The organism is Pseudomonas sp. RIT288 (assembly GCF_000631985.1).
GTDB lineage: Bacteria > Pseudomonadota > Gammaproteobacteria > Pseudomonadales > Pseudomonadaceae > Aquipseudomonas.
Genome location: NZ_JFYN01000022.1, coordinates 21907 through 37939 on the forward strand (window position 1 = coordinate 21907; position 16033 = coordinate 37939).

Genomic DNA, 16033 nt, shown 5'->3' on the forward strand with positions numbered 1-16033 from the left:
GTTTGCCGTGTAATATCCATCCCAAGCTGCAAACACCCTGCCGGCCCCGAAGCGGCCCCACCAAGAGCGATCTACATGCAAGCAAAGGCCCGTGAAGTTTATGTGCCACCGGTGCTGCAAGATCTGCGAGCCGGCACTGCCGAATTGCACATCGCACTGGAAAAACGTCTTCCTTTTTTCTCCGATACCCTCGATTCCAACGCTTTTTTACGGCTGATGCAGGCCTACTACGGCTTTTATCGACCGCTGGAAAGCGCACTGCGCGACAGCGGCGCGATCCCGATCGATTTCGATCTTGCGCCACGTCTCAAGGCGCAAACCTTGCTCAGTGATTTGCGGGCCCTGGGTCTGTCGGTCGAGGCTATCGCCCGTTTGCCGCTGTGTCAGGCGCTGCCCGTGATCGACTCCAGCGCTGCCTGTCTGGGGGTGATGTACGTGCTGGAAGGGGCAACCCTTGGCGGGCAGATCCTGCGTCGCGAAATCGCTTCGCGGTTGAGCCTGGGTGCCGACAACGGCGCGGCATTCCTCGACGTTTACGGCGCTGCCACCGGCCGCCGCTGGCGCGATTTCATTGAATATCTGGGCAGTCGACCGCTGGATGCGAGCGAACGTGAAGCCGTGGTTGTGGCGGCCCGAACCACATTCAGTTGTTTCGAGCGCTGGCTCGACAGCCGGGAGGTACTGGCATGAACCCGCAAGACCAAGAAGCCTTTGAAGAACTGCTGGCCAACTGTGCCGACGAACCGATCCGCTTTCCGGGGGCGATTCAGCCTCATGGCCTGTTGCTGACCCTGAGCGAGCCGGCGCTGGAAATCATTCAGATCAGCGCCAACGTCGAGAACCTGCTGGCACGTTCGGCGCAGGAACTGATCGGCCAGCCGCTGCACGAGTTGCTGGGTGAGACGTACGCGGCGGCCGTGCGCGAGGCGTTGCAACAACCGGTATTTGCCGATGCCGCACCGTTGCATTTTCGCCTCAACGGCACCGCGTTCGAAGGTCTGCTGCACCGGCATCAAGGCGTGTTGATTCTGGAACTGGAAATCCACGTCGAGAACTTCCAGCCGCGTAACATCGCCGGCAACCAGACCCATCTGGGGCGCATGCTTCAGCGCTTGCAAGCGGCCACTTCGCTGCAGGCGCTATACGACATCAGCGTCAAGGAAATCCAGGCGATGACCGGTTACGACCGGGTGCTGATCTACCGTTTCGAGGAGGAGGGCCACGGTCAAGTGATCGCCGAGGCATCCGATCCGTCGATGGAAGTATTCAACGGCCTGTTCTTCCCGGCCTCGGACATTCCCGAGCAGGCGCGCGAGCTGTACCGCACTAACTGGCTGCGGATCATCCCGAATGCCGATTACCAGCCGGTGCCGCTGGTGCCCAAGTTGCGCCCGGACACCCAGACCCCGCTGGACCTGAGTTTCGCCACCCTGCGCAGCGTCTCGCCGATTCATTGCCAGTACATGAAGAACATGGGCGTGCTGTCGTCGATGAGCATCTCGCTGCTCAAGGGTGACAAGCTCTGGGGGCTGATCAGCTGCGGCAACCGCCAGCCGCTGCATGTGCCGCATGAGCTGCGCAGCGCGTGCCAGACCATCGGTCAGGTGTTGTCGCTGCAGATCAGCGCGATGGAGGCGCTGGAAATCAGCCGCCAGCGTGAGGAGAAAGTCGAGGCGTTGGCACTGCTCAATCAAGCAATGATCGACTCCCCGCAAAATGTCTTCGACGGTCTGGCGCAACAACCCCAAGTGCTGATGGCGCTGGCCGGGGCCGGGGGCATTGCGATTATCGAAGACAAGCAATTGCACCGTTATGGCAACTGCCCGGAGCCGGAAGACATTCGCGCCCTGCATAAATGGTTGCAGGAAACCGGTAAACCGGTGTTCGCCAGCCATCATCTGGCGAGCGTCTATCCGCCAGCCGCGCAGTTTCAGCAAGTGGCCAGCGGCGTGCTCGCCATGAGCCTGCCTAAACCGGTGGACAACGGCGTGTTGTGGTTCCGTCCCGAGGTCAAGGAGAACATCAATTGGAGCGGCGACCCACGCAAGCCGCTGGATCTGGAAAATTCCGACGCCGGCCTGCGTCTGCGCCCGCGCACTTCGTTCGAAATCTGGAAAGTCGAGATGGCCGGCATCTCCACCAAGTGGAGCCACGGCGATCTGTTTGCGGCCAATGACTTGCGCCGTTCGGCACTGGAAAACGACCTCGCCCGTCAGGTACGCCGCGAGCAGGAGGCGGTGCGCGCCCGTGATGAGCTGGTGGCAGTGGTCTCCCACGACCTGCGCAACCCGATGACCGTGATTTCCATGCTCTGCGGGATGATGCAGAAGACCTTCAGCTCAGACGGCCCGCACACCTCGCGGCGCATCTCCACGGCCATCGACACCATGCAGCAGGCGGCCGGGCGGATGAACACGCTGCTCGAAGACCTGCTCGACACCTCGAAGATCGACGCCGGGCGCTACACCATCGCCCCGCAGACCCTGGACGTCGGGCAGATGTTCGAGGAGACCCAGTCACTGCTCGGGCCACTGGCGCTGGACAAGGACATCAATATCTCGTTCGAAGCCGATCCCGACCTGAAAATCCACGCCGACCCGGAGCGCCTGTTTCAGGTGCTGTCGAATCTGATCGGCAACGCGATCAAGTTCACCCCGCGCAAAGGTTCGGTGGGCGTGTTGGCCAAGTCTGACGGCAAGGAAATCGTGTTTACCGTGCGCGACACTGGCGAAGGCATTCCCAAGGAAAACCTGGCGCGGGTGTTTGACCGCTACTGGACGGTGAAGGAGGGCAACCCGACCGGAACCGGACTGGGCTTGTACATCACGCAGGGGATTGTTGAAGCCCATGGCGGGCGCATCGAGGCCCGCAGTGAGCCGGGTGAGGGCACGGAGTTTCGGTTTACGGTGCCGGCGCTGGTCGGGAACGACTGATAGCCATACATCGGGACAAGAACAGCCCGGCGGGTGAATGCCGGCCGGGCTGCTGCTACTCGCAGTTAAAGGCTTGCCAGTGTTCCATCGACGCCATGAATTGCGCTGAACGCTTCTTTCGAAAGCGGGTTGAAACGGTTGCGTCGTAGCTCGCTGATTGCGAACAACGCACGGCCTGTGCGGCCATTGCCGTCACCGAACGCATGGAAACCCACAACCGCACCGAGCAGTTGCTTGCCGAAGTGTTCATGAGCGGGGTTCAGTATTTTCAGATGATCCTGCATCAACGCGAAGCCGCTGATGTCGCTAACATATTTCGCCTCATTCAAGCCCACGCGAACGACGTCGGCGGTGGCGGGCGCGATCCGAAGATGTAACTGCGCTATGACCGCAGGATCGGTCAGCGATTTACTGCTGGCCGCGTATTCGCGCAGTGCCGCGACGATGCTGTCAAAGTTGTTACCTTGCGAGTTTGATGCATAAACAATCCATGCGCCGGCTCGCTCGGCATTATCGCTGAGGCCTCGTATGTTGTATCGCGACTCATCCAATATCCCATTGTAAGGGGCTGCGCCCAAATCCTGTTTCAGCAGATTCTGCTGATAATTTTTGATGTAGTTGGCTTTGCGGACTTCGACCTCGGTGAGCGTTGCCAGCGAGGTTGCATATGCATTGGCTAGTGTACGAGTAGAGCTGTAGTCGAACGCATTTTTGGACATGAAGGTTTTTAGCAGATCTTCCAGAGCCGTTTTGCCAATCAGTTTCTCAAGCTCTTGAGCTGATTGCAGTTTGCGTGTGGTATCGAGAATCGAATTCTGGAAAAGGTGATCCAGCTCAAGGGCGCTGACATCCTTGGGGAGCGCAATGGTCTTGTCAGTCATGCGGGTCAGGATCTGGCTTGTGCTCTCGAGGGTGTCATCCTTGAACAACGCTCTGGCATGCGCCACCGTCGGCAACGTCATGCGAATCTCCGCTGCAGCCCCGGTCTTGCTCAGGGCCTTGACCAGGTCGTACGAGCCGCTGCTGGTACTGCTCAGCGCTCGAAGTTGTCCGGCTCCGGCCCGGATGACGGTATGGCCGAAATGGCTGAGTTTCATCACGCCTTTGCCGACCAGTCTGGCACCACCGTGAACCAGCTTCGGAACGCCATCGAGCGGATTGAACACCGACAGCGCAACGCTTGCGCCGACCTTGCTCAGGCTTAACAGTCTTGTACTGCTGCCCAGCGCCTTGCTGAACGGCCCCAGCGCTCCGGCAAAGACGAAGAGGATCGCGGTAAGGTCCATCACACAGCTGAATATGGCACCGCTGCGAAGATCTGGATCACCGGAGGACAGGCCCCTGATGCACTGGCGGAACGGGATGACGATGTCGAGAAAGGTTTCGGTGACGTTGTCCCAGTCATCATGTTTCTTCTCCAGGGCCGGTCTGTCGTAACTGATTGCATAAAACTGATCGTAATGGGTCGGGGGGTTATGTTCGGCAATGATTTCGCCGATCTTGTTGAAACGTTCCGAGTTGAAACTGTGCATAGGGCTACGCGTAAGGGGTAGCGCGTCGTCAGGTTCATCGAATTCGGCAAAGCGTTCGAGAATGATGCCCGGCCTGTCTCGAAGCTCCTCGCCCAAGGGTGCCTGGCCTTCGAAGTAGGCGGTTTTTTCGATTCGCGTGGAAAGATACGTCAGCGACTTGAAGTCACTGTCGCCGTTCGGTCCCTCGGTAAACCATCCATACTCATCAGATGTATGGCCGCTGATGTAAGCTTCAGCCAGTGCCGGATTATTTCGGCAAATGCCTTGCAGAGGGAATACTTCAAAACAGTAAAACTGCAATCCATACTTGCAAATCAGCATGTTGCCGAAACGCGCTGTTAATCGTGGATCAAAAGGTACAAAGTTACTGTTTTTCGGGGAGTGTGAGGAAACTTCGCGAGCGCTGAATATGGCCACCTTGCCAAATTCAAGTGCCATCCGTTCTTCTCGTGGCAATCGTGAAAGTGTCAGGCGCACAGTGGTATTGATGGCCGCTTTGTATTGCTTGAAGTGTTCCTTTACTTTTTCCTTGTAAATGTCATTGATTGGCTCAAGTTCCAGCAGATCCGGATGCGCCTCGTAGATACTTGGGCCAGATTGCCTGTCATAGTCCTTTTTGAACAACAGGTTGCGGGTCATATAAACATCGAGCACGGAATGATAGTTGCGTTTGAATCCGTACTCGACCGGCAACGCTATTTCTGTCGTCGGATCGCAACCAATGTCGTACAGCTCGGCTTTCGCCAGCTTGCGCCGGCTGACCGGTGGAGTGGCGAGCGTTGTCAGTGCGGCGCTGATCGCCTCGATGTAGGCGTTGTATTGGGTGGCAGCCAGCTTGAACAGGTCTTGGGTTGGCAGTTCATTGGCATTTTCCGGTTCCAGGCCATTCAGCATCGACCAGTCCATGATGCCTTGCAGGTTTGCCCAGTCATGCAGGGTCTGCTGTTGCGCACTGGTAGGCAAAATCGCGCCCAATTCAAGCAGCTTGTCATAGGACATCTGACTGGACAGGCCAGGGGCGATGCTCTCGGCCAGGCTTACCGATTTGCGCAGAATTACCCAACCTGTCGTACCGATCTGCAGAGTCGCGGGTGTTCTGACCAGGAACTCCGGCGCAAGTCCGGCGAGGATCAGTTCCAGTGCCATTGGAACTGCATATTCCTTGATACGTCGGTGTCCGAGTGCCTGTTCCAGTGCCAGGTTAACCTCATGGGAGGTTGCCTGCACGTAACCTGGGTTATAGATATTCTGCTCGATAAAGTTCTGGTTCTTGTCTTCGCGACCCAACGACTAATCCAGCATGACCGCTGCGACCAGCAGGCGACTGCGCTGCTCTGTGCTCAGCACAGTCGCATTGGCCATGGACGGCTCGCTCAACGCTTCGAAGCAGGACTGGGCGAAAGCTTTGGCTTCTTCGGTCTCGATCAGCAGTGTCCAGGCGCGACGCGGGTATTCACGCAGGGCTGTCGGCGTCTCTTTCTTGAGCAGTGCATCCGCCAGATAATTGATCAGCGGTTCCGTGCGCGGCTCGCCCTTGTCCATCAGCTTATGGATGACCTGATAGATAGCCGATTGCTGATCTTCATCGATGCACAGCTCTGTTGCGCCGGTTTCGTTCGATTTCCCCCAGTAGTTGCCATGCGTGGGTGGCAGCGGCAACGTCAGCTCGAGCCAGGCAATCAGGTTTTGCAACTGGTCTGCGGCCTCGGGCAGGTTCAGTTGCTGGAACTGCAGCCAGTTGAGCAAGGGCAGACGGTCGCTTGAAGACACGATGCCGCCGGTCATGACTGCACTTCTGGCCAGCAGTTGCAGGTCGGCTTTCAACGAATCAATCGCGTGGACCTGCTGGGTGATATCAATGCGTTCGATAAACGTCCCGACAGTTTTTTCGACTTCATGGACTTGAAATATTTCGCCCTTTTTATTGACCAGTGTCCAGTTGTCATCATTGATTTCCAACGCATCGACGATTGCAACGAATTGTGGTTGAAGTGTCAGTTGGCGCAGGACGATATGTGCCGAGAAATGCACTTGGTTGAATTGACTTCCCTCAAGAGTCGATATGCACAGTTGTTTGCTATTAACACGGTTGGTGGGGTAGGCATAGTTGTCGCTGGCCTTGGCCTTTTCCCACTTTTCGAGCAGGGTTCTCGTTGTCTGCGCAATAGTACGTCGCTCAAGTTGCTCACTTGATAAGGGGGCAGGGGTAAAAAGATTGGTTAAAGTCGTCATTGGGCGTCAGTCCTTCCGTGGCTTTATAAGTGGGTCAATAACGGGTGCGGCGAAGGTTTGTTTTCGCCTGGCGACTATATCGACGCAGTCAGGGTTTGTTTTGCAGTATTGGTTTCAATGTATGTTTCGTGTCGGTCAACAAGAGGGCAATTTTGTTCAATACAGGAGGCCATGCCTTAATTAACCTGAGATCTTTCTTCCCCAATCTGCGGCAGGTGCGTAATGAGTCTGATTGTGTCGATGGCGGCGTTTGCACTGGTGGCGTCCATAACCCCGGGCCCGGTGAACATCGTCGCGCTGAGTTGCGGTGCGCAGTTCGGTTTCCGGGCCAGTCAGCGGCACGTGGCAGGAGCGACGTTGGGGTTCGTGTTGTTGCTGGTGCTGATGGGCCTGGGCCTGCATGAAATCCTGAAACTGTGGCCATTCCTGACCCGGGTGGTGCAGTTGGCCGGGGTGGCATTTCTGTTGTTCATGGCCTGGAAACTGGCTGCCGATGACGGCCAGTTGCATGCCGGCGAGGCGGGTCGGGCGCCGTCGATGTTGTACGGCGCGGTGATGCAATGGCTCAACCCGAAAGCCTGGCTGGCCTGTGTGGCCGGGATGGGCGCGTTTGTCGCCGATGGTGAGGCACGGCTGGTCTGGCAGTTCGCTGCGGTGTATCTGGTGATCTGTTATCTGTCGGTCGGTTGCTGGGTCTACGCCGGAACGTTTTTGCGTGGGTATCTGGGCAATCCGAAGGGGATGCGGTTGTTCAATCGGTTGATGGCCTTGTTGCTGGCGGCGAGCGCGGGTTATCTGCTGTTGCCGTGAGCCCGGCGCCAGGATCAGCCGCGATATTGGCCGGGTGTCGCCGCCAGATGCTGTTTGAATGCGCGCTGAAAATGCGCCTGATCGGCAAACCCTGCTTCCAGTGCGACATCGGCAATCAACTGGCCGCTGCGCAGGCGTTCGCGGGCGAACTGGATGCGCTGGTTGACCACAAATGCATGCGGAGTCATGCCGTAATGCTGCTTGAACGCACGGATCAGATACGACGGCGACAACTGCGCCGCTGCGCAGATGTCCTCCATGCTGAGCAGATCGGTGCAGTGTTCGCGGATGAACTCGGCGGCGCGTTCGAGCTTGAAATTCGGCTCGCGCAACGGTGGTTCAGCCGGGTTCAGGCGTAGTTGCAGATCGCTGAAAAACTCCACCGCTGCGCTGTGTTTGCGCAGTCCGTCCTGCTGCTCATCGACCAGCGTGACGTAAAGTCCTTGCAGGTCACGAAACAGTCGCGGGTCATCCAGATGAGTCGTGGAAAACCGCCGAAACTCAAGCTCCGCACTGAACCCCAGTTGATGCTGCAAATCCGTCAGCCACGGCGTTTCGACATACAACATCAAGTACGACCACGGCTGATCATCGATCGGATTGCAGGCATGCACGTCGCCCGGATTCATCAGCACCACCGTGCCGGCGGCGACGTCGAACCTCGATTGCTCATGCACATAAATGCTGCGCCCGGCCGTGATCGCGCCGATCGAAAAATGCGCATGGGAATGGCGCGAGTAGCAGACCTCACGGCCATCGGCGATGGCCCGCGCTTCGATGAAGGGCAGGGCAGCGTCCCGCCAGAAGCGTGGGGCTTTTTCAGGATTTTTGGCGGCAGCATGTTTCATCGTTATGGTTCCCGGCAGGCCAGAACCGGAGTGTATTAGCTCTGGCCGGCAAAGGCCCGTTCCAGTTCGGCGATGTCGAGTTTTTTCATCTTGAACATGGCCTGCATCGCCCGTTGCGACTTGCTGGTGTCGGGGTCCTGCATCATGTGCATGAACGCCACCGGCACGATCTGCCACGACACCCCGAACTGGTCCTTTAGCCAACCGCATTGCTGCGCCTCGACCGGGCCGCCGGTCGACAGATTGCCCCAGAAGTGGTCGACTTCTTCCTGGTTCTGGCAATTGACCTGAAACGAAATGGCTTCGCTGAACTTGAACATCGGTCCGCCATTGAGACCGGTGAAGGTCTGACCGTCGAGTTCGAAACTGACGGTCATTACCGTGCCTTCCGGCTTACCGTGAAATTCCTGGCCGACCTTGCTGTAGTGGGTCAGGCTGGTGATTTTCGAATGATCGAAGATCGAGCAATAGAACTTGGCGGCCGCTTCGGCCTGATCATCGAACCACAGGCACGGTGTGAGTTTTTGAAAGCGTTGCATGGCAGTCATCCTCGGCAGATTAGACACGCAGGATCTACAGCGTAGTCAGTCCTTGGTCGAATGGCGGTGCCGTAGATCGACAAGTGCGTCGCTTGCCGCCAAACCCTGTAGGAGTGAGCCTGCTCGCGATGCTGTCGGTACAGTTTGCATATGTGTTGCCTGACACTACGCCATCGCGAGCAGGCTCACTCCTACAAGGAACGCCGCTCGGCGATCATCAACAGTGACTGCGGCACCGGGCTTTGCGGATGCTGCGGCTCCTGCAGGCTGACAATTTGAAACCCAGCCATGTCCAGCGCGTTGCACCAACTCGACAGCGTGCGGAAATACCATGGCATCGGCTGCCACTGGCCCTTGAACCCGGCGAACGATTCCTCACGCCAGCCGTCCTGATAATTGCCGGCCGCCACGGCCCACGGATGCAGGGTCTGGATGATCATGGCGCCGCCGGGAACCAGCAACGCATGCATCGCGGCGAGTAATGGAATGATGTCCTGATGCAGCAGCGAGAAGTTGGCGCAGATCAAATCGTAATCACGGCCAATATCAATTTCGGCGTCGACCAATGCCGCGTAACTGGCGACATGTACCTTGGTCGAACCGGCGTCGCGCGCCGCGTCAATCAACGTCGCGTCGCCATCGACGCCTGCCACATCGATACCGCGATCCGCCAGCGCCCGCAACAACCAGCCTTCGCCGCAACCCAGGTCCAGCGCGCGTCCCGGTTGGCGGCCCATGATCGCCAGCAGGATCGCCTGATCGGTGACCTGCTGACGGCTTTCGATGGCACCGCTGCGGATCACTTCGATCCAGGCATCAGCGTTGGCGTGCCAGCTCTGTAACAAGGTGGATTCAGGGGAGGGCATGGGCGCTGTCTCCGGCAAAGGCAGAATGTGGGTGTTCGCTTGTACGGCTGCTATGTTCAAAGGCTGAACAGAGTCTGGCAGAGGATAGACACCATGAACCCATTAACTGGCGGTTGCCTGTGCGGCGATGTGCGTTTCGAAGCGTCTGGCCAACCTTACCGCGTCGGCATCTGCCACTGCCTCGACTGCCGCAAACACCACGGCGCGTTGTTTCATGCCTCGGCGATATTTCCCGAGAATGCGGTGACCGTCAGCGGCAAGACGGGCACGTATCAAGGCCGGGAGTTCTGTCCGCGCTGTGGTTCGCCGGTACTTGCGCGTTCGGCGGATGAAATTGAAGTCAATGTCGGCTCGCTGGACGAGCCGAACCTGTTCAGGCCGACTTATGAGCTGTGGACGATCCGCCGCGAAGAATGGCTGCCGGCACTTCCACTGGCGCACCACTACGAACGTGATCGCGAAGGTACAGGGCGTACCGAGGCGTAGTACGCAGTCAGCCAATCACCCAGTCCCCCTGTGGGAGCGAGCCTGCTCGCGAATGCGCTGGGTCAGCCAACCCCTCATTGATTGACCGATTGCCTTCGCCAGCAGGCTGGCTCCCACACGGTCCCTGGTGTGACCGAGTATTCAGCAGGCACCTGAAAACCTGTGGGAGCTGGCTTGCCAACGATGAGGCCGGCACATCCACAATTGAAGTTGCCTGATCCACCGCCATCGCTGGCAAGCCAGCTCCCACAATGATGTGTGTCACCCGCGAATAAACGCCAGCAGATCCGCATTGATCGTCGCCGCCTCACTCGTCGGCATCCCGTGCGGAAATCCCGGATAGGACTTCAACGTGCCATTTGGCAGCAGTTTCGCCGACAAAGGCCCCGAGTTCGCATACGGTACGATCTGATCGTCCTCGCCGTGCATCACCAGCACCGGCACGGTGACCTTCTTCAGGTCTTCGGTGAAGTCGGTCTGCGAGAACGCGACGATCCCGTCGTAATGCGCCTTGGCGCCGCCAATCATGCCCTGACGCCACCAGTTGCTGATGATCCCTTCCGAAGGCTTGGCTCCCGGGCGGTTGTAGCCGTAGAACGGGCCGGTGGGAATGTCGCGATAGAACTGCGCACGATTGGCCGCCAGTTGTGCCTGGAAGTCGTCGAACACCGATTTCGGCAATCCACCGGGATTGCTTTCGGTCTGAACCATCAACGGTGGCACCGCGCTGATCAACACACCTTTGGCGACGTTGTCCTGACCGTGACGGGCGATGTAGTGGATGACCTCGCCGCCGCCGGTGGAGTGGCCGACATGCACCACGTTCTTCACCCCCAGGTGCTGAACCACCGCCAGCGCATCGTCGGCGTAGTGATCCATGTCGTGGCCGTCCCAGACCTGGCTCGACCGTCCGTGCCCCCGACGGTCGTGGGCAATCACCCGAAAACCCTGGGCCAGAAAGAACAGCATCTGCGCATCCCAATCATCCGAGCTGAGCGGCCAGCCATGGTGAAAGTGGATCACCGGCGCGTCCTTCGGGCCCCAGTCCTTGTAGAAAATATCGACGCCGTCTTTGGTGGTGACAAATCCCATGTTCGCGACTCCTGAGCATTGTGATGGGTTACCGCGCTCGTCGCAGACCGGTCGTGAGGGTTCGGATGAGCGCTGTTATCAGCCAGAGGATTAAAGTCGACATTTTTGCGTTGAGGCATGACCGGTGGTCGCCACGTCTGGCTTCACGCGCAAATTAGGCTTTGCTGAAAGGGATAAGCCGAGGCGCGCACAGGCTTCGATGGCCGTAGCGACGCCCCTTCAGAACACCGTGAGTCTGAGGAAAATCCCCGATGCTGACCTTGAATATCAATGGCAAGGATCAGGAACTCGATGTGCCGGCCGACATGCCGTTGCTCTGGGTTCTGCGTGACGTGGCACACCTGACCGGTACCAAATTCGGCTGTGGCATGGCCCAGTGTGGCGCCTGCACCGTACACGTCGATGGCGCGCCGTTGCGCGCCTGTATCACGCCCGCCACCGCCGTGGCCCACGGCCAGAAAATCCTCACCATCGAAGGCTTGTCCACCGACGGCTCGCACCCGGTGCAGCAGGCCTGGGCCGAACTCGATGTGGTGCAGTGCGGTTACTGCCAGTCCGGGCAGATCATGTCTGCCGCCGCGCTGCTGGCGAAAATCCCCAAACCCACCGACAGCGATATCGATCAGGCGCTCTCCGGCAACATTTGCCGCTGCGGTACCTATCCCCGGATCCGTGCGGCGGTCAAGCGCGCGTCCGAAATCGGCTGATGCATGTTGGGAGAAGGCTGATGAACAGTCCTGTATCGCGTCGCGGATTTCTCAAGGGCAGTGCCGTGCTGGGTGGCGGTCTGGTGGTGGCGTTTGTCGTCCCCGGTGCCCATCGATTTGCTCTGGCGGCGGAGAATGAAGGCAAGGTCTTCGCGCCGAATGCGTTTTTGCGTATCGCCGCCGACAACAGCGTCACAGTGTTGCTCGGGCATTCGGAAATGGGCCAGGGCATCTGGACCGGCCTGACCATGCTGATTGCCGAAGAACTGGACGCCGACTGGTCGACGATTCGCGTCGAACACTCGCCGGCCTCGGCGGCCAATTACGGCATGCCCGCATTCGGCGGGATGCAGATTACCGGCGGCTCGACCTCGACCTGGATGGAGTTCGACCGTTACCGGCTCGCCGGGGCCACGGCGCGGCAGATGCTGGTTGAAGCGGCGGCCAAGCGTTTCAACGTCGCTGCGTCGACGATTCGCACCGAGTCCGGCGTAGTGATCGCCGGCGATAAACGCGCGACGTACGGCGAACTGGCGGACGCCGCCGGGCAACTGCCAGTGCCGGATCCGAAGTCGATCACCTTCAAGGAGGCCAAGGACTGGAAAGTCATCGGCAAGCCGACCAAGCGTCTCGACACCCCGGAGAAAATCACCGGGCGCGCCAAGTTCGGCATGGACGTGCAATTCGAGGGCTTGATGACCGCGATGGTCGCGCGCGCGCCGGTGTTCGGTGCCACGGTCAAATCCTTCGAGGGCGCCGAGGCGCTGGCGGTGCCCGGCGTGCACAAAGTGGTGCAGGTGCCGACCGGCGTGGCGGTGATTGCCGAGCATTATTGGGCGGCGAAACTCGGTCGTGATGCATTGAAAGTCGATTGGGACATGGGGCCGCACACCGGCTTGAGCAGTCAGGGCCTGCTCGACAGCTTCCGCAAACTGGCAGCGACACCGGGCACTTCCGCCAGCCAGGCCGGGGATCCGCAGGGCAACTTCGGCAAGGCGGCGAAGAAGATCAACGTCGAGTACAGCGTGCCCTATCTGGCGCACGCACCGATGGAGCCGCTGAACTGTACGGTGAAGATCAGCGCGCAAAAGTGCGAGATCTGGACCGGCACGCAGTTCCAGACCCTCGACCAGATGGTCGCCGGCAAGATCACCGGACTCAAACCGGAACAGGTGGAAATTCATACCGAGTTTCTTGGCGGCGGATTCGGGCGCCGGGCCAATCCGACCTCGGACTTCGTCGCCGAAGCGGTACAAGTGGCGAAAGCCGCCGGGCTGCCGGTGAAAACCGTATGGTCGCGCGAGGATGACATTCGTGGCGGTTATTACCGCTCGATGTTCCTGCATCAGGCGCGCATCGGCCTCGACGGGCAGGGCATGCCGCTGAGCTGGCAGCATGTGCTGGTCGGTCAGTCGATCATGGCCGGCACCATGCTCGAACAGACCATGGTCAAGAACGGCATCGACGCGACTTCGGTCGAAGGCGTGGCCGACAGCCCTTATATCAAGGGTCTGGCTCATCAACAGGTCGAGCTGCATTCGCCGCAGACCGGGATCAATGTGCTGTGGCTGCGTTCGGTGGGGCACAGCCACACCGCGTTCGTCATGGAGTCGCTGATCGATGAAATGGCCACGGCGGCGGGCAAGGACCCGGTCGAATATCGACGCACCTTGCTCAAGGACCATGCGCGGCATCTAGGGGTGCTGAATCTGGCGGTGGAGAAGGCCAACTGGGCAGCGCCATTGCCGGACGGGCATGCATTGGGCGTGGCGGTGCACGAGTCGTTCGGCAGTTATGTGGCGCAGGTGGCCGAGGTCTCGCAGGACAATCTGGCGATCCGCGTGCACCGCGTGGTGTGTGCGGTGGATTGCGGGATCGCAGTCAACCCGCAGAGCATCGCGGCGCAGATGGAATCGTGCATCACCTTTGGCCTGGGCATGGCGCTGCACAGCAAGCTGACGGTCAAGGACGGCGCGGTGGTGCAATCCAATTATCACGACTATCAGGTGCTGCGGCTCAACGAGATGCCGGTGGTCGAGGTGCATATCGTGCCCAGCAGCGACAAACCCGGCGGCATCGGCGAGGCCGGTGTTCCGCCCACCGCGCCGGCGGTGGCCAACGCGGTGTATGCGCTGACCGGGCAGCGCCTGCGTGAACTGCCGCTGCAACTGTCGGGGGTGTGAGATGAAACGACATCTGCTGTTGGGCACGATGATGTTGCTGGGACTGGGCGGCTACGCTTCGGATCTGTTTGCCGATGATCAGGAGGCACTCAAGGCGTTCGGCACGGTGCAGAAGGTGTTCCAGAGCCCGCGCTGCCAGAACTGCCACATCCCCGGTGATTCGCCGCTGCAGTTCGACGCCGGAACCCCGCACGCGATGAATGTGGTGCGTGGCATGGACGGCAAGGGCGCCGCCGGTTTGCCTTGCGCCACTTGCCACGCCGAGACCAATCCGCCTGAAAGTTATGGCGCGCATGCACCTCCGGGAGCGCCGCACTGGAGCTTGCCGCCGGCGGCGCACAAGATGGCGTGGATCGGCCTGCCACCGGACAAGTTGTGCGCAATGATCAAGGATCGTTCGAGCAACGGCGACCGTGATTTCGCCGCGCTGATCAAACATGTCAGCGACGACAAACTGGTGTTGTGGGGCTGGAATCCGGGGGCAGGGCGCACGCCGGTGCCGGTACCGCATGACATTTTTGTGGCCCAGTTCAAGCTTTGGGCCGACGCTGGCGGACCATGCCCGGTGGCGGGCGGTTGAGTGTGTGAGTCGCTGGCGAATCAAGCTACTCTAACGGTCATTGACCCTGATGGAGTGCGTGATGCTGGCCCCGATCAAACCCGCCAATGAAGCAACCCGAATTGAAGCGCTGCACGGCTTGAAGGTTCTTGATTCGGCGCCGGAGGAGCGTTTTGACCGGCTCACGCGGCTGGCCAAACGCCTGTTCAATGTGCCGATTGCCCTGGTGACGCTGGTCGATACCGATCGGCAGTGGTTCAAGTCCTGTGTGGGTCTGGGCGTCAGTGAAACCCCGAGGAATGTGTCGTTCTGCGGCCATGCGATCCTTCAGGACGAACTGCTGATGGTGGCGGACGCCAAGCAGGACGAGCGCTTTTATGACAATCCGCTGGTTACCGGCGAGCCGAAGATTCGTTTTTACGCGGGCTACCCGCTGACCGTGCCTGACGGCAACAAAATGGGCACCTTGTGCCTGATCGACACCAAGCCGCGCGAACTCGACGACGAGGAGCGTGCCCTGTTGCGCGACCTCGCCGGTATGGCCGAGCAGGAGTTGATGGCGGTGCAGATGGCGAGCATGGACGAGCTGACGCTGCTGTCCAACCGCCGTGGCTTCAAGACCCTGGCCCAGCATGCGCTGGACGCCTGCAAGCACCGGGACAAACCGGCGACGCTGCTGTTTTTCGATCTCAATGACTTCAAGCAGATCAACGATCGTTACGGCCATGCCGAAGGCGACAGTGCGCTGAAGACCTTTGCTGATGTGCTGCGCATCGCTTTTCGCGAGAGCGACGTGGTCGGGCGATTGGGCGGTGACGAGTTCGTGGCGCTGCTGACCGGCTCCAGTCACGTCGAAACCACAGCGATCATGGCGCGGCTCAAGGAAATCCTCGACGAGCGCAATGCTATGTTGCAGCGCGGCTACGAGATTCGCTTCAGCGTCGGCCAGATCGAATACGATCCGCAGCGCCATGAAACGGTGGATCGACTGCTGGCCGATGCCGACCAGGCGATGTATGCGCACAAGCAGGCGCTGAAGCGGCGCTGATTCGGGCCTCATCGCTGGCAGGCCAGGGCCCACAGGTTTATCGGGTGCTCACAACATCCAGATACTGCGCAGAACCTTGTGGGAGCTGGCCTGCCCGCGATGGCATCCGGTCAGGCGATAGCGATGTTGGATGTGCCGGCCTCATCGCTGGCAGGCCAGCTCCCACAGGTTTATCGGGTGCTCACAAAACCCAGATAC

The 16033-nt window shown here is 59.5% G+C and carries 14 protein-coding genes; 8 read left to right on the top strand and 6 right to left on the bottom strand.

Going from position 1 to position 16033, the window contains the following annotated elements:
* The first annotated feature begins 75 nt into the window (after positions 1 to 75).
* Both BW33_RS18295 and BW33_RS18300 read left to right on the top strand, forming a co-directional pair.
* Positions 76 to 690, top strand: coding sequence for a biliverdin-producing heme oxygenase (locus tag BW33_RS18295; protein WP_047600331.1), 615 nt, complete (start codon positions 76 to 78; stop codon positions 688 to 690).
* Entirely contained in the window at positions 687 to 2933 is a 2247-nt protein-coding gene (locus BW33_RS18300; protein WP_047600332.1) for an ATP-binding protein, read from the top strand. Before BW33_RS18295 ends, BW33_RS18300 begins: the two co-directional genes overlap by 4 nt.
* 65 nt (positions 2934 to 2998) lie before the next feature.
* On the opposite strand, the gene BW33_RS18305 is transcribed toward BW33_RS18300, so the two are convergent.
* Both BW33_RS18305 and BW33_RS18310 read right to left on the bottom strand, forming a co-directional pair.
* Complete coding sequence (locus BW33_RS18305; RefSeq protein ID WP_047600333.1) at positions 2999 to 5752, bottom strand: hypothetical protein; 2754 nt, start codon at positions 5750 to 5752, stop codon at positions 2999 to 3001.
* 3 nt (positions 5753 to 5755) lie between these two features.
* Positions 5756 to 6697, bottom strand: a complete 942-nt coding sequence (locus tag BW33_RS18310; RefSeq protein ID WP_152546140.1) for a hypothetical protein — start codon at positions 6695 to 6697, stop codon at positions 5756 to 5758.
* A 222-nt stretch (positions 6698 to 6919) separates the two neighbouring features.
* Between BW33_RS18310 and BW33_RS18315 the strand changes: the two genes are divergently transcribed.
* Positions 6920 to 7507 carry a LysE family translocator gene (locus BW33_RS18315; protein ID WP_047600335.1) on the top strand — a complete coding sequence of 196 codons (588 nt, stop codon included), beginning with the start codon at positions 6920 to 6922 and terminating at the stop codon, positions 7505 to 7507.
* A gap of 14 nt (positions 7508 to 7521) precedes the next feature.
* Here the strand turns inward: BW33_RS18315 and BW33_RS18320 are convergent, their stop codons facing one another.
* The 3 genes from BW33_RS18320 to BW33_RS18330 all read right to left on the bottom strand — a co-directional run bounded on the left by BW33_RS18320 (position 7522) and on the right by BW33_RS18330 (position 9760).
* The gene (locus tag BW33_RS18320; RefSeq protein WP_047600336.1) at positions 7522 to 8355 is read right to left on the bottom strand and encodes an AraC family transcriptional regulator; all 834 of its coding nucleotides are present in this window, start codon (positions 8353 to 8355) and stop codon (positions 7522 to 7524) included.
* 35 nt (positions 8356 to 8390) lie between these two features.
* Positions 8391 to 8894 carry a VOC family protein gene (locus BW33_RS18325; protein ID WP_047600337.1) on the bottom strand — a complete coding sequence of 168 codons (504 nt, stop codon included), beginning with the start codon at positions 8892 to 8894 and terminating at the stop codon, positions 8391 to 8393.
* 191 nt (positions 8895 to 9085) lie between these two features.
* On the bottom strand, positions 9086 to 9760 hold the full coding sequence (locus tag BW33_RS18330) for a class I SAM-dependent methyltransferase (RefSeq protein ID WP_047600338.1): 675 nt from the start codon (positions 9758 to 9760) through the stop codon (positions 9086 to 9088).
* Between the two features lie 93 nt (positions 9761 to 9853).
* On the opposite strand from BW33_RS18330, the gene BW33_RS18335 reads away from it, so the two are divergent.
* Positions 9854 to 10246, top strand: coding sequence for a GFA family protein (locus BW33_RS18335; RefSeq protein WP_047600339.1), 393 nt, complete (start codon positions 9854 to 9856; stop codon positions 10244 to 10246).
* Positions 10247 to 10507: 261 nt separating this feature from the next.
* Here the strand turns inward: BW33_RS18335 and BW33_RS18340 are convergent, their stop codons facing one another.
* Positions 10508 to 11338 carry an alpha/beta fold hydrolase gene (locus BW33_RS18340; protein ID WP_047600340.1) on the bottom strand — a complete coding sequence of 277 codons (831 nt, stop codon included), beginning with the start codon at positions 11336 to 11338 and terminating at the stop codon, positions 10508 to 10510.
* 251 nt (positions 11339 to 11589) lie between these two features.
* On the opposite strand from BW33_RS18340, the gene BW33_RS18345 reads away from it, so the two are divergent.
* From BW33_RS18345 to BW33_RS18360, 4 genes are all read left to right on the top strand, one after another.
* On the top strand, positions 11590 to 12045 hold the full coding sequence (locus BW33_RS18345) for a (2Fe-2S)-binding protein (RefSeq protein WP_003224136.1): 456 nt from the start codon (positions 11590 to 11592) through the stop codon (positions 12043 to 12045).
* 20 nt (positions 12046 to 12065) lie between these two features.
* Positions 12066 to 14228, top strand: coding sequence for a xanthine dehydrogenase family protein molybdopterin-binding subunit (locus BW33_RS18350; protein WP_047600341.1), 2163 nt, complete (start codon positions 12066 to 12068; stop codon positions 14226 to 14228).
* Position 14229: 1 nt separating this feature from the next.
* Positions 14230 to 14808 (top strand): hypothetical protein, encoded by a 579-nt coding sequence (locus tag BW33_RS18355; RefSeq protein ID WP_047600342.1) that lies wholly within the window; start codon positions 14230 to 14232, stop codon positions 14806 to 14808.
* Between the two features lie 61 nt (positions 14809 to 14869).
* On the top strand, positions 14870 to 15835 hold the full coding sequence (locus BW33_RS18360) for a sensor domain-containing diguanylate cyclase (protein ID WP_047600343.1): 966 nt from the start codon (positions 14870 to 14872) through the stop codon (positions 15833 to 15835).
* Positions 15836 to 16033 lie beyond the last annotated feature (198 nt).